Here is a 13,030-nt window from a genome sequence, read left to right as displayed (position 1 = left end):
CCGTGGCACTCATCGCGCTCGCGGCCGACAAAGGGGCGCCGGGCGTCACGACCGCCGCCGTCGCCCTCGGTGCCGTATGGCCGCGCCCGGTGCTCGTCGCCGAATGTGACCAGGCCGGCGGAGACCTCGTCTACCGGCTGCCCGCGGCGGCCTCCGGCGGCGACGAGCGCGGCGGCATGCTCAACCCCTCGCGCGGGTTGCTCAGCCTCGCCGCCACCGCCCGGCGCGGACTGCGCTCCGAACAGATCGCCGAGCATTGCCAGCGGCTCGTCGGCGGCCTGGACGTGCTCGTCGGCATCACCGGCGCCGAACAGGCGCAGGGCATGACCTGGCTGTGGGGACCGCTGGGCCGCGCGTTCGCCGGGCTCGACCCGGTCGACGTGCTGGCCGACTGCGGCCGGCTCGGCGCGGGCACGCCGCTGCTCGACCTCATGCGCGAGGCCGATCTGGTCCTGCTGTTCACGCGGGCGACGCTGGAGCAGGTCGCCCACCTCCGCGAACGCGTCGCGGCGCTCTCGGCCGAGCTGCGCGGCGGGCCGCCGATCGGCGTCATCGTGCTGGCCGACCCGCGCGACTTCCGCGCGCAGCTCGCCGAGGTCGACCGTGTCATCACCAGCGCCCAGGGCCGCCACGCCGCCGACGCCCCCGCGGGGCCGCCCCTGCCGACGGTCACCGTGCTGGGCGGGCTGGCGCTCGACCCCAAGGGCGCGGAGCTGCTGGCGGGCAGCTGGGGCGGACGGCTCGACCGTTCGCTGCTCATCCGGTCCGCCCGCGAGGTCGCCGGCGACCTGGTCGGCCGTCTCGCCACGCTCCACGGCGGGCCGGCCGGCAGGCACGCCGCCCACAACGGGACACCGCAGATCCCTCCGGCGCCGCAGGTGCCGGTCGGACGCGTCGACGAGGGGAGCCGCTAGGTGGACCACGGCCTCGTCAAGCGCCTGCGCCAGGAGGTCGGTGACCGGCTGGCCCAGCAGCGCCGGCTGGACGCCGCCAGCGGGCTGCCGCCGATGTCCGGTGAGGACGAACGGCAGTTCGCCCGCGCGCTCATCGGCCAGGTGCTGGAGGAGTTCGCGCGCGGCGAGCTGACCGCGGGCCGCCGTCCGCCGAACGCCGAAGAGGAGGAGGCGCTCGCCGCGGGCGTGCACGCCGCCCTGTTCGGGGTCGGCCGGCTCCAGCCGCTGCTGGAGGACCCCGAGATCGAGAACATCGACATCAACGGCTGCGACCGGGTCTTCATCGGCTACGCCGACGGACGCGAGGTCATGGGCGAGCCGGTGGCCGAGACCGACGAGGAGCTCGTCGAGCTCATCCAGATACTGGCCGCCTACAGCGGGCTGTCGTCGCGGCCGTTCGACACCGCCAACCCGCAGCTCGACCTGCGGCTGCCGGACGGGTCGCGGTTGTCCGCGGTGATGGACGTGGCCGTCCGGCCCGCCCTGTCGATCCGCCGTGCCCGCCTCGGCAAGGTGTTCCTGAGCGACCTGGTCGGCAACGGGACGTTCAGCCCGGAGCTCGGCGCGTTCTTCAAGGCCGCCGTGCTCGCCCGCAAGAACATCATGATCGCCGGAGCGACCAACGCCGGCAAGACCACGCTGCTGCGCGCCGTCGCCAACGAGATCCCGCCGCACGAGCGCCTCATCACCGTCGAGCGCGCCCTGGAGCTCGGCCTCGACGCCTTCCCCGAGCTGCACCCCAACTGTGTCGCGTTCGAGCAGCGGCTGCCCAACTCCGAGGGCCAGGGCTCGATCACGATGGCCGAGCTGGTCCGCCGTTCGCTGCGCATGAACCCCTCGCGCGTCATCGTCGGCGAGGTGCTCGGCGACGAGATCGTCACGATGCTCAACGCGATGACGCAGGGCAACGACGGCTCCCTGTCCACGATCCACGCCAACTCCTCGATGGAGGTCTTCAACCGCATCGCCACCTACGCGATCCAGTCGGTGGAACGGCTGCCGGTCGAGGCCACCCACATGCTCATCGCGGGCGCCATCGACTTCGTGGTCTTCATCGAGAAGCGCAACGACTACGCCACCGGCGGCCGCCTGCGCCGCTACGTGGCGAGCGTCCGCGAGGTCACCGGCGTCGACAACCGGGTGCTCTCCTCGGAGATCTTCGCGCTCGGCCCGGAGGGGTACGCGCTGCCCGCCGCGCCGATCGCGTGCGCCGACGAGCTGGCCGAGTACGGCTACGACACCTCCCTCGGAGGTGTGTGGTGAACCCCGGGGGCGGCTGATGTACGCGCCGGACGTGCTCCTCGCCATCGTCGCCGGAGGCCTGGTCGGCGGCGGGATCCTGCTGCTGGTCGTCGCGATCCGCGGGTTGCCGAGGCGCCCCGGGCCGGTCCGCGGCCGCAGCCGCGAGGACCTGGTCAAGACCCTGACGACCCGTACCGCCGTGGCGGTCATCGTCGGCCTGCTGGTCCTGGTCCTCACCCGCTGGCCGATCGCCGCGATCGGCACCGGCGTCCTCGTGCTCGCCTGGAACGGCCTGGCGGGCGGCGCGGCCGAGGAGCGCAAGGCCATGGTCCGCCTCGAAGGCCTCGCCGCCTGGACCGAGTCGCTCCGCGACACCATCGCGGGCGCCGTCGGCCTTGAGCAGGCCATCCCCGCCTCGCTCCGCGCCGCCGCGCCCGCCCTCCAGCAACCCCTCCGCACGCTCGTCGACCGCCTGCACACCCGCGTGCCGATGCCCGAGGCGCTGCGGCGGTTCGCCGACGACCTCGACGACCCCTCGGCCGACCTCGTCATCGCGGCGCTCATCCTCAACGCCAAACTGCGCGGCCCCGGCCTGCGCGACATGCTCGGCGCGCTGTCGTCCTCGGCCCGCGCCGAGCTGGACATGCGCCGCCGCGTCGAGGCCGACCGGCGCTCCACCCGGCGCAGCGTCCGCATCGTCGTCGGCGTCTCGGTCGGCACCGCGCTGCTGCTGGCGATCTTCAACCACTCGTACGTGGAGCCGTACGACGACTTCCTCGGGCAGCTCGTCCTGTGCCTGGTCATCGCGCTCTACGCCGCCGGGTTCCTGTGGCTGCGCAGGCTCTCCAAGCACGAGCTGCCGGGCCGCTTCCTCACCAGCGAGACGCGGCCCGGCGTGCCCGGCGAGATGCCGCGGACCGTCGCGGGCTGGCAGGGCGACCGCGCGGCGGAGTCGTCCACGTTGCGCGGGCGGCACACCATGGACGCGGGCGGAGGCGGTGCCCAGTGAACGGGGCGATGCTGGCCGGTGCCCTCGCCGGTCTCGGGCTCTACCTGCTCGTGCGTGCCGTCTTCCCGGCCCGGCCCGGCCTGGCCGCACGCCTCGCCGCCTACGACGCCGCGCGCCGCCGCGACCAGGAGGACGCCCGTGCCCGCCGCATGTCGCCCACCCTCGAACGGGTCGGCGGCCTGCGCGCGAAGGTCGGCCGCGAGCTGGTACGGCTGTGCGAGGCGCGCGGCTGGCAGCTCCGCTCGATCCGCGCCGACCTCGCCATCACCGACAAGTCGCTCGAAGGCTTCCTCGCCACGAAGTTCATGCTGCCCGCCGCCGCGCTGCTCTTCATCCCGGTCGTCGTGGCCTACTTCGCGCTGCTCGGCCTGGGGGCGTCGATCCAGGTGCCGGTGTGGCTCTGCGCCATCTTCGCCATCGTGTTCTTCTTCATGCCCGACATGCAGCTGCGCCAGGAGGCCACCGCCCGCCGCCAGGACTTCCGGCACGTCGTCGGCGCGTTCCTCGACCTGGTCTCGATGAACCTCGCCGGCGGACGCGGCGTCCCCGAGGCCCTCATGACCGCCTCCGCGATCGGCGAGGGCTGGGCGATGCTCCGCATCCGCGACGCGCTGGCCAACGCGCGCATCACCGGCCAGACCCCCTGGCAGGCCCTCGGCGGCCTCGGCGACGAGCTCGACATCGCCGAGCTGCGCGACCTCGCCGGCGCCCTCGCCCTCGTCGCCGACGACGGCGCCCAGGTCCGCAAGTCCCTCGCCGCCCGCGCCGCCTCCATGCGCAGCAGGGAGCTGTCGGAGCTGGAGGGCAAGGCCGGAGAACGGTCCCAGTCGATGCTCGTCGCGCAGCTCTTCCTCTGCGCCGGATTCCTCGTCTTCCTGGTCTACCCGGCCGTAATGCGGGTGATGGCCTCATGAGAAACCCCGTTCCGCAAAGGAGAAACAGTGAATCCCCTGAACGACCCGACCATCGCCTATCTGCGTGCCCTGCTGGGCGCCAGGGTGGAGAAGGCGCGCGCCGAAACGGACCGGGGCGCCTCCGCGATCGAATGGGCGATCATCACCGCCCTCCTCGCCGGCATCGCGATCGCGATCGGCGCCATCATCTTCCAGACGATCGAGAAGAAGGCCAGGAGCATCAACACCGGCTGAGCGCGAGCGGGGACCGGGGCGCGTCCGCGATGGAGTGGGCGCTGCTCACTCCGGTCCTCATCCTCGTCCTGCTGATCGTGGTCCAGTTCGCGATGGTCTTTCACGCACGCCATGTCGCCCTCGCCGCCGCACAGGCAGGCGCGCGTGTCGCGCGCACGCAGCCGGTGGGGGCGGACTGGGAGGGCTCGGCGGTCGCCAAGGCCGCCGGTGATGTCGACAAGATCGGATCGCAGCTGCTCAGCGGCCGCCAGGTGACGCCGCTGGAGGGGGCGGACGAACGAGGCATCGAGGTCAGCGGCTATGCCGTACGGGTCATCCCGTTCATGACCTTCCGCGTGTCGCAACGATCGCAAGGTCCGATCGAGTGTTTCCGCCCGGATGTCGAGGGCAGCGTCGCCTGTCAGGGTGCGGGCGGATGAACGGCCAGGACCGGAACCGGGACCGCGGCTCGATGTCGCTGGAGATGGTCCTGGTGACGCCGCTGTTCGTCGCGTTCCTCCTGCTGCTCGCCGGAGCGGGGCGGATGGTCGACGCGAAGAGCCAGGTGGACGGCGCCGCACGGGACGCCGTCCGGGCGGCCTCGGTGGCGCGGAGCGCGGGCGCCGCCGAGAATCTGGCGCAGGAGACCGCCGCGCTCAACCTCCGCGGCAACAAGTGGTGCTCTGGAGGGCCGAACGTCACCGTCGACACGGGTGACTGGGGGCCCGGAGGCAAGGTCTCGGTCACCGTGGTCTGCGACGTCGACCTCGGCGACCTCGCGTTCATCGGCTTTCCCGGCACGAAGAGACTGAGCGGCACGTCCGTCGCGCCCATCGACACCTACACCTATCGAGGCACGGGCAACGGCGGTGACCCACGATGACCGACGACCGCGGCACGGTCTCGCTGTACGTGGTGTTGTTCACGCCCACCGTTCTGCTCCTCGCGGGCCTGCTCGTCGACGGCGGCCTGGCGATCCACGCCCGGCAGCGCGCCGCCGACATGGCCGAGCAGGCCGCCCGCGCCGGGGCCAACCAGATCAACGAGGCGAAGCTGCGGGAGACGGGCAAGCCGGTGATCGATCCCGGCCGGGCCGAGGTCGCGGCGTGCGCGCTGCTGAGCGACTACGACGACAACATCACCGGACGTTCGTGCGGCGCCACCGAGGAGGAGGTGGAGGTGACCGTCGAGCTCACGGTCAACCCCCAGTTCCTCAGCATCGTGCCAGGCTTCGGCGCGTTCACCATGAGCTCGACCGCGTCCGCTCAGCCGATCACAGGCGATGAGCCGTGACGGCCGGTGCTACCTGACGACCTTGAACGTTCTCCTGGGCTGAGCCAGTTGCTTGCGGAAGAACCCGCCGACGATCCCTGTGTCGGTCCGCTTGTTCTCGGTGTAGAAGAAGAGCAGATCGGACGAACGAAGGGTGCCGCGTACCAGCCGGTGTCCGCGGAAATGCCCCCGGACCTTGTTGGCGTAGGCCAGGTTGGTGAAGAAGTACTGGCCCACATAGGTGCCCTTCGGCATGGGGTACTTGCCGGTGCGGCGCACCGTGGCGGCCTGTCCGCTGGTCACCCATTTCCAGACCGTGATCTGACGCGGAACGGAGCGCTTCCTCGCCGGCTTGAGGTTGAACACACTGGTCAGCCTGTAACGAGCGTCGCCCTTGTCGTATTGGAACCAGACGAATCCGTTGGTGCAGTTGCCGCTGTTCAAGCTCCCGTAGACGTTCCTTGCGGGAACGATGGGCGACGCCGGGCTCTTGTGCGGGCTGCCCGGCACATTGACCCAGGTCCACGCCGTGGCCTTCCGGTAATTGGGCGCCAGGCACTCAAGTTCGAAGCGATACCGTCCTCTGCTGCGCTTGGTCAATGGCGGAACGCCAAGGACGCCGACCAGCCGCATCTTCTTGTTGCGGGGAATGTAGAAGGTCGGTGTCCGGTCAGTCCCGGCCCAGCCCTGCGGAACGGATTTCTTGAGCAGACCCCGGTAACCGAGAACGGATACCTCAGGAGTCGCGAAGGCCACCATGGGCAGTGCCTCGCAGCAGCCTGGAGCACTCTGTGAGGTCAGGGTGTCGGCTGTCACCGGCGTGGGTGAGAGAAGGGCGGTCGTCATGAGGCAGGTGCACCCCAAAATGATCGCCTTGCTTCGTCGCGGAGATCGAGCAATCGCGTTCGCCATCACGTCTCTTCCGTAAGTCGTCGGGAACGTGCGAGCGCGGGGTCTTGGTGGTGCTCGACAGGGAGATTTCCAGGTGTGCGGATCCGGTGTCAAGGATGAGGCCGATGGTGCGTAACGTGCTCGGTTGATGACGCGAGATAGTTACCGGTTCGGCATTGCGCGTTGGAGCTGGCTGTCTACGATGACATTGGCGACGTCTGCGCAGGCACGGACCGGTGAGCAGTACCGGACGGGCGAGCAAGGGGTGCGATGCTGACACGACAGCCCGGCAGTTCGGGCACCGGGCGGGGGCCCAGGCCACCGGTGCGGGTCCGGGGACGTCGCGGTTTCGGGGACATCGCCGCCGGGGTCGGCGCGATCACGGCGTTGCTCGCGCTCGTCGGCGGTGTGCCGTGGGCGTTGCTGACGTTCTTCGAGCCGCCGGTTCCGGGCCGGGTGCCGACGGCGTCCGACCTGACCCAGCAGATCGGGCCGGGCTCGCTCGTCACCGTGCTGGTCGCGCTGGTCTGGCTGGCGTGGCTGCAGCTCGCGCTGTGCGTGCTCGTCGAGGTGTACGCGGGCATCCGGGGCGTGGGCGTGCCCGCTCGGGTACCGCTGGCAGGCGGCACGCAGTCGCTCGTTCACCGGCTCGTGGTCGCGGCGCTGCTGCTCTTCACGGCGACATCGGCGATCATGCCCGCGTTCAGTGGCCGGGAGCTGCACGCGCAACGGCCCGTACAGACGCAGGCAGAGGCGCAGGAGTTCCGCCCGATGACGGCGACCGAAGTCGCGCCGCCCGCCGCCCCCGAACAGGCCGCCGAGCCGGTCGTGCAGCCGATGGCCAAGTCGCCGACGACCAAGATCTACCGGGTGCAGCCGCCGGAGGGGCGGCATCACGAGAGCCTGTGGGAGATCGCCGACAAGTGCCTGGGGGAGGGCCGCCGCTACAAGGAGATCTTCGCGCTCAACAAGGGCCGGGTGCAGCCGGACGGGTCGAAGCTCAACATCGCCAGCCTCATCCGCCCCGGCTGGATCCTGGAGATGCCCGCTGACGCGACGGGCGCCCAGGTCATTCCCGTGAAGGACCTCGACGACTACTTCCGGACGGGCCACGCGGGCCCGCCCGAACCCGCGCCCCAGCAGCCCGCGCCCGAGCGTCCGGCGCCTGCGCAGCCCGCTCCCGCGCAGCCTCCGGCGCAGCCGCCCGCCGCGACGCAGCCGCCCGCCACCGAGGCCCCCGCGACTCCGCCGCCGGCGACCCGGGCGCCCGAGCCGCCCGCCTCCCAGGCACCGGCACCGGAGAGGCCCGCCCCGCACGTCCCGGCGCCTCGTCCCACTGAAGAGCTCGGCGGCGGCGCGGGCACCGGCGGCGCCACCGTGCCCGGGCAGCACCAGGAAGACCAGGCGCCGCTCCCGTTCGACCTCGAATGGCCGCATGGGCTGGCGGCGGCCTCGCTCCTCGCCGCCGGGCTGCTCAGCGCGCTCGGCAGGCGGCGCCGCACGCAGCTGTGGCACCGCGCGTTCGGGCAGATGATCGCACGACCGGAGGGCCGGGCCGCGAAGGCCGAGCAGGCCCTGCGCGTCGGCGCCGACCCCGCGGCCGTCGAGCTGCTCGACCTCGGCCTGCGGCAGCTGTCCAGGGCGATGGCCGCCGAGGGAGGCGGTCAGGGCCGCGCCATGCCGACGGTGTACGGGGTGCATCTGGGCAAGGAGAGCCTCGACCTGTGGATCGCCCCGGCCGACCGCAACCCGCCCGCGCCGTGGGAGGCCTACGACGACGGGCAGGTGTGGCGGCTGCGCGGTGACGCCACGACCGGCCTGCGGGCCGCCGAGCTAGGCGACGTCCTCGCCCCGTACCCCGGCCTCGTCTCGATCGGCACCAACGAGAACGGCCGCATCCTGGTCGACCTGGAGGCCGCGCACGGGCTGATCGCCCTGCAGGGACCCGTGGAGACCCGCCGTGCCGTGCTCGCCGCCCTCGCGCTGGAGCTGGCGACCAACCGCTGGTCGGACCACATGCGCATCACCCTCGTCGGCTTCGGCGCCGAGCTGGGCGAGGGGCTCGCCGACATCGCGCCCGACCGCGTCCGGACCGTCGCGTCCCTCGACCAGGCCCTGCCCGAGCTCGAAGGCCGCAGCGAGGAGGTGCGGCAGGCGCTAGCCGCCTCCGGTGTCGACTCGGTGCTCACGGGCCGGTGCCGCGGGGTGTTCGGCGAGGCGTGGATGCCGCACTACCTGATCATGGCGGACCAGCCCACCGAACGGGAGGCCGACCGCCTGGTGGCGCTCGCCCGTACCGGTACCCGGATGGCCGCCGGCTACATCGTCCCCGGCGAGGTGCAGGGCGCGACCTGGACCTGGGAGGTCGATGCCGACGCGCGGCTCCAGGCCGGGGTCCTCGGCTTCCAGGTGGACGCGCAGCTGATCCCCGAGGAGCACTACCGGGGCGTGTTCGAGCTCTTCCGCACCGCCAGGCGCCTCGACTCGGTGCCGCTGGCCGACCCGTCCGACATCGCGGGCGCCGAACCGCCCGGCACCCGCCAGTCCTCGGTCGACATCCGCCTCCTCGGCCCGATCGAGGTCGACGCCCCGGGCCCGATGGACGAGAGCCGCCGTGCCCTGTGCACCGAGGTCCTGGTCTACCTGGCGACCCATCCCGGGGGCGTGCATCCCACGGTCCTCAGCGGCGCGATCTGGCCTCGCGGCGTGACCACCGGCGTCCGTGACGCCTGCGTCGCCCGCGTCTCCGACTGGCTGGGCCGCGACGCGCGCGGCCGCCCCAACCTCTACTACGACGACCGGGGCCGCATCCGCCTCGGCTCCGAGGTCCGGGTCGACTGGGCGGTCTTCCGCTGGCTGGTCTGGCGTTCCGCGGCCGAGCCGTCCTCGGAGACCGCCTACATGTCCTACGCCCTCGACCTGGTCCGCGGCCCGGTACTCGCCGACCGGCCCCGGGGCCGCTACGGCTGGCTGGCGTCCGACGATCTGGAGTACGAGGCGAGCGCCCGCGTCATCGACGTCGCCCATCGCCTGGTCGTCCTCCGCCTCGAAGAGGGCGACGCCCGGGGCGCCGTCGGCGCGGCCCGTGCGGGACTCCGCCTGGCTCCCGAGGACGAGGGCCTCTGGCGCGATCTGCTCCGTGCCACCCATGCCACCGGCGACGAGGCCCAGGTCCAGGTGGTCGTCGACGAGTTGCGCTACCGCGTGGCCCGCGACCCTCTCCTCGACCAGCTTCAGCCGGAGACCGAGGCCCTGATGGAGGAGCTCCTCCCGCAGTGGCACCAGGTCTCCGCCCGCTGACCCGACGTCCGTGCGAGGCGGGCGAGCTTGCGAGCCGTCATCCTGGATGTGTAATGTCCAGGTTATGCGGATGAACGAGGGCGTCGAGTGGGCGCTCCACAGTTGCCTCAACCTGACCTGGGTGGACGACGGGCAGGCTGTGACGGCGGCCAAGCTGGCGGCGTTCTACCAGCTGCCTGCGGCCTACCTCAACAAGCAGCTGCAGGCGCTCGCGCGCGCCGGCATCCTCACGTCCACGTCCGGGCCGCGCGGCGGGTTCCGGCTCGCGCGCAAGCCCGAGGACATCACGGTGATGGACGTGGTGACCGCGATCGAAGGCCCGGAGGAGGCGTTCCGCTGCGAGGAGATCCTGCGGCAGGGTCCGGGAGGGCGCGAGGACGCCGACTACCGGGCGACGTGCGTGATCTCCCAGTCCATGCGCCGTGCGGAGCTCGCCTGGCGTGCGGAGCTGGCGGGGCAGACGATCGCCGACCTCAAGGCGACGGTGGAGGGCAGGTTCCCGCACGTGCCCGGCGACACCCGTAACTGGTTCGCCAACCTGCGGACCTGAGCCTTCCGGCCATGCGACCGGGGACTGCCGACGAGTGATTTCTAGACATTGTCCCGGTGTGGCACGGAGGCCCGCCCCACCCCCGGGGACGGGCCTCCGCACGTTCTGGAGAGGTCAGCGGTAGATGCTCGTGCCTCCCAGCGAATGGCGGCCCGGCTGCGGATAGACGATCATGCCCTGCGGCACGCCGCCGACCCTCGCGGTGTGGACGAGCCGTCCCGTACGCGTGGACATCGCGTACACCACGCCCGTTCGCGGCTCGCACAGCCACAACGCGGTGCCGTCGGAGGAGATCCCGCCCGGCTCCGGCGAACCGCCTCCCGGCAACCGCCAGTGGGCGGCGACCCGCCGGGCGGCGAGGTCGATGGCGGACAACGTCCCGGTGCCGAGGACGAATAGCCGTCGCGCGTCGCGGCTGAACGTGAGCCCGTACGCGCCCGGCCGGGTCGGCATGAACCTCCGCACCGTGAACGCCAGAGCGTCGATCACCCAGACCCCGCCCTTGGCGGAGTCCGCCACGTAGAAGGAACGGCCGTCCGGCGCGAGCCGTACCGAACCGGGAGCCGAACCACGCGGCAGCTCCAGCGTGCCGGTGACCTCGCGGAGCGCGGGGTCGACGCGGACCAGGCGCCCGGACGGGGTGCAGCTGGCCACCATGAACGTGCCCGTGACCGAGAAGTCGGCGTGCTCGGCGCCGTCGCAGGGCAACCGCATCCGGCCGCGCGACCGCATGGTGAGGGGATCGCGCAGCTCGATCCGCCCCGGCCGTCCCGTCAGCACGAGCGCCTCGCCGCCGTCAGGGGTGAAGTAGAGGCGGACGCCCTGGCCGCCGACCTTGACCGGACGGCCACGACGGCCGCTTCGCGGGCTCATCGGCACGAGCGTGCCGTCGTGGCCGTCGATGACCCACAGGCGGCGCAGGTCCCAGGACGCCACGATCCGGCGCGGCGTGCCGCCGACGGGCAGGCGTCCGATGACCTTGAGGCTGCGCAGGTCGACGACGTCGATCGTGCCGGTGCGCCCGTTCGGCACGAAGAGCCGTGCCGGCAACCGCCGGACGGCCGGTTCGAGCCGGCCGGGGGCGGTGGCCGCGTAGACGCCGGCCGCGGGCGCACCCTCCCCGGCCGGTGACCTGAACCTCGTCCTGCGCGTCGCGTCGGGCGCGGGCGACGGGCTCCGGATGTACGGAGCGGGCCCGCCCAGCCCGATCACCGGGGCGTCGGGCGAGCCGGCGCCCGGCGGATAGAACGGCGCCGGCGACTCGCAGGCGGCGGCGACCGGCGCCACGACGACCGCCATGCCGACCATGGTCACGGTGGCCGTGCGGTGCCGGGCGCGGCGTCCGGTGTCGTGTCCGGCCATGGCGGTTCCCCCACTCACGGCCGGGACTGTATCGGTTCCGCGACGCGGCGTGTCGAACTCGTCACAAAAAGTTCTGAGGCGGGGTGCACGGTGTGGCGTAGCGGGATCAGTCGGACTTGCCGATCCCGATGCCGAACTCGCGGTAGACGCGCTCCCAGAAGCCGTCCCGCAGCCAGGTCCGGGCCTCCTGGTAGGGCCGCAGCGAGCTGCCCAGCTCCTTCTCCGCCTCGATCAGCAGTTCCTTGTCGATGACGGGCGGCAGGATCGGGCCGGGGAGCAGGTCCCGGATGTTGTCCCGGCCCCGCTCGAAGATCCACTTCTGGGCGACATGCTCGCCGATCTCCAGCATGTGGTCGCGGTCGGGCCCGAGCTTGCCGTCGGTCGTGGACGTCGTGGCGGCCGGGATCACATGGTGGCCGGCGTGGGGCACCGCGTTCTTCAGGGCCGCGGCGGGCACGGGCTTGACCGCCGGGGCGCGGCCCGCGAACACCTGGGACGGCGACGGCACCGGAGCCGTGCGGGCGCCTTCCTGCGCGACGGCGGCGGCGTCGCGTACGGCGGCCGCCGCGGCGGAGGTGGGAACGGGCAGGACCTTGGCCTTGGTGAAGTACGGGCGCAGGAAGTCGGCCGGCAGGACCTCGACGGTGTCGGACTCCCAGACCAGCCACTCGGCCTGGTTGGAGCCGTGCGTCGGCTCCACTCCCCACAGGTGCACGCGCACGCCGTAGCGCTGCGCGGCCTCCACCGCGGGGAGCATGTCCTCGTCGCCGGCCAGCAGCACCGCATCGGTGATCGCACGATGCCGCGCCAGGGCCTCAAGGTCGGCGCGCAACTGCGCGTCCACGCCCTTCTGCTGGCCCTGCGCGTTGAGATTGCCCAGCCGGAGCTTCACCAGCGGCAGATTGGCGATCACTCGCTGGTCGACCGTCGGCTGCCGCTTGGGCGCCGCGTCGAACCAGTAGACCCGCAGCAGTTCGCCCACCAACTGATCGTCGGCATGGGTGGTCAACGCCTTGATCAGCTTTTCCGCGGCCACCCGGTATTCGCGTCTGGAGCTACAGCTCAGCAGCAGCGCACCGGAGGCCGCGTAGAGGTACCCCGCATCGACGAAGACGGCGTATCGAGCGGGCTGTGGGACGAACTCCGAGGTGGCCATGGCCTTTCACCTTATTCGTGCAGAGGCCTTCCGAGGGCGCGAACCACGGTTACATGTCCTTGGATGATTTCCGCTCGCCGTCACGGCACACCTGCGCGGGACGACCCGTCAGCGTGCGAAGGCGCTGCCCGTTCGCCGCGTCCGGTCAGCGCGGGAAGGCGCGCCCGT

13 protein-coding genes are annotated in these 13,030 nt (G+C 72.1%); 10 read left to right on the top strand and 3 right to left on the bottom strand.

Annotated elements, in window-relative coordinates:
* Nucleotides 1–2: 2 nt before the first annotated feature.
* From ABD333_RS35040 to ABD333_RS35005, 8 genes are read left to right on the top strand one after another with little or no spacing between them, the layout of a single operon-like run.
* Entirely contained in the window at nucleotides 3–914 is a 912-nt protein-coding gene (locus tag ABD333_RS35040) for a hypothetical protein (RefSeq protein WP_344546845.1), read from the top strand.
* A complete protein-coding gene (locus tag ABD333_RS35035; RefSeq protein ID WP_344546844.1) occupies nucleotides 915–2,216 on the top strand; it encodes a TadA family conjugal transfer-associated ATPase in 1,302 nt (433 codons plus the stop codon). It abuts the gene before it with no gap.
* Nucleotides 2,217–2,232: 16 nt separating this feature from the next.
* The gene (locus tag ABD333_RS35030; RefSeq protein WP_344546843.1) at nucleotides 2,233–3,204 is read left to right on the top strand and encodes a type II secretion system F family protein; all 972 of its coding nucleotides are present in this window, start codon (nucleotides 2,233–2,235) and stop codon (nucleotides 3,202–3,204) included.
* Nucleotides 3,201–4,118 (top strand): type II secretion system F family protein, encoded by a 918-nt coding sequence (locus tag ABD333_RS35025; protein ID WP_344546842.1) that lies wholly within the window; start codon nucleotides 3,201–3,203, stop codon nucleotides 4,116–4,118. Before ABD333_RS35030 ends, ABD333_RS35025 begins: the two co-directional genes overlap by 4 nt.
* Nucleotides 4,119–4,145: 27 nt before the next feature.
* Nucleotides 4,146–4,352, top strand: coding sequence for a hypothetical protein (locus ABD333_RS35020; RefSeq protein ID WP_344546841.1), 207 nt, complete (start codon nucleotides 4,146–4,148; stop codon nucleotides 4,350–4,352).
* A 29-nt stretch (nucleotides 4,353–4,381) separates the two neighbouring features.
* Nucleotides 4,382–4,771, top strand: a complete 390-nt coding sequence (locus tag ABD333_RS35015) for a TadE/TadG family type IV pilus assembly protein (protein WP_344546840.1) — start codon at nucleotides 4,382–4,384, stop codon at nucleotides 4,769–4,771.
* Nucleotides 4,768–5,214: a TadE/TadG family type IV pilus assembly protein gene (locus tag ABD333_RS35010; protein WP_344546839.1), complete on the top strand. Its 447-nt coding sequence runs from the start codon at nucleotides 4,768–4,770 to the stop codon at nucleotides 5,212–5,214. The genes ABD333_RS35015 and ABD333_RS35010 overlap by 4 nt, the downstream gene beginning before the upstream one ends.
* Nucleotides 5,211–5,624 carry a TadE/TadG family type IV pilus assembly protein gene (locus tag ABD333_RS35005; protein WP_344546838.1) on the top strand — a complete coding sequence of 138 codons (414 nt, stop codon included), beginning with the start codon at nucleotides 5,211–5,213 and terminating at the stop codon, nucleotides 5,622–5,624. The genes ABD333_RS35010 and ABD333_RS35005 overlap by 4 nt, the downstream gene beginning before the upstream one ends.
* Before the next feature lie 9 nt (nucleotides 5,625–5,633).
* On the opposite strand, the gene ABD333_RS35000 is transcribed toward ABD333_RS35005, so the two are convergent.
* Nucleotides 5,634–6,449, bottom strand: a complete 816-nt coding sequence (locus ABD333_RS35000; RefSeq protein WP_344546837.1) for a hypothetical protein — start codon at nucleotides 6,447–6,449, stop codon at nucleotides 5,634–5,636.
* Between the two features lie 315 nt (nucleotides 6,450–6,764).
* Between ABD333_RS35000 and ABD333_RS34995 the strand changes: the two genes are divergently transcribed.
* Together ABD333_RS34995 and ABD333_RS34990 are read left to right on the top strand one after the other, a co-directional pair.
* Nucleotides 6,765–9,794 carry an AfsR/SARP family transcriptional regulator gene (locus ABD333_RS34995; RefSeq protein WP_344546836.1) on the top strand — a complete coding sequence of 1,010 codons (3,030 nt, stop codon included), beginning with the start codon at nucleotides 6,765–6,767 and terminating at the stop codon, nucleotides 9,792–9,794.
* 64 nt (nucleotides 9,795–9,858) lie between these two features.
* Nucleotides 9,859–10,344, top strand: coding sequence for an RrF2 family transcriptional regulator (locus ABD333_RS34990; protein WP_344546835.1), 486 nt, complete (start codon nucleotides 9,859–9,861; stop codon nucleotides 10,342–10,344).
* A 114-nt stretch (nucleotides 10,345–10,458) separates the two neighbouring features.
* Here ABD333_RS34990 and ABD333_RS34985 read toward each other — a convergent pair whose 3' ends face one another.
* Together ABD333_RS34985 and ABD333_RS34980 are read right to left on the bottom strand one after the other, a co-directional pair.
* Nucleotides 10,459–11,724 (bottom strand): YncE family protein, encoded by a 1,266-nt coding sequence (locus ABD333_RS34985; RefSeq protein WP_344546834.1) that lies wholly within the window; start codon nucleotides 11,722–11,724, stop codon nucleotides 10,459–10,461.
* Between the two features lie 88 nt (nucleotides 11,725–11,812).
* The gene (locus ABD333_RS34980) at nucleotides 11,813–12,862 is read right to left on the bottom strand and encodes an NYN domain-containing protein (RefSeq protein WP_344546833.1); all 1,050 of its coding nucleotides are present in this window, start codon (nucleotides 12,860–12,862) and stop codon (nucleotides 11,813–11,815) included.
* Nucleotides 12,863–13,030: the final 168 nt, after the last annotated feature.

Origin of the sequence: Actinomadura fulvescens, assembly GCF_039533225.1 — a bacterium.
GTDB lineage: Bacteria > Actinomycetota > Actinomycetes > Streptosporangiales > Streptosporangiaceae > Spirillospora > Spirillospora fulvescens.
The sequence above is the reverse complement of the archived record's forward strand: the minus strand, read 5'-3'. Positions and strand labels throughout refer to the sequence as shown.

What these genes read in the sequence shown, in the direction of transcription:
- ABD333_RS35030 (WP_344546843.1), top strand. Translation starts at nt 2,233, where the DNA reads ATGTACGCGCCGGACGTGCTCCTCGCCATCGTCGCCGGAGGCCTGGTC.
- ABD333_RS35015 (WP_344546840.1), top strand. Translation starts at nt 4,382, where the DNA reads ATGGAGTGGGCGCTGCTCACTCCGGTCCTCATCCTCGTCCTGCTGATC.
- ABD333_RS35010 (WP_344546839.1), top strand. Translation starts at nt 4,768, where the DNA reads ATGAACGGCCAGGACCGGAACCGGGACCGCGGCTCGATGTCGCTGGAG.
- ABD333_RS35005 (WP_344546838.1), top strand. Translation starts at nt 5,211, where the DNA reads ATGACCGACGACCGCGGCACGGTCTCGCTGTACGTGGTGTTGTTCACG.
- ABD333_RS35000 (WP_344546837.1), bottom strand. Translation starts at nt 6,449, where the DNA reads ATGACGACCGCCCTTCTCTCACCCACGCCGGTGACAGCCGACACCCTG.
- ABD333_RS34995 (WP_344546836.1), top strand. Translation starts at nt 6,765, where the DNA reads ATGCTGACACGACAGCCCGGCAGTTCGGGCACCGGGCGGGGGCCCAGG.
- ABD333_RS34990 (WP_344546835.1), top strand. Translation starts at nt 9,859, where the DNA reads ATGCGGATGAACGAGGGCGTCGAGTGGGCGCTCCACAGTTGCCTCAAC.
- ABD333_RS34980 (WP_344546833.1), bottom strand. Translation starts at nt 12,862, where the DNA reads ATGGCCACCTCGGAGTTCGTCCCACAGCCCGCTCGATACGCCGTCTTC.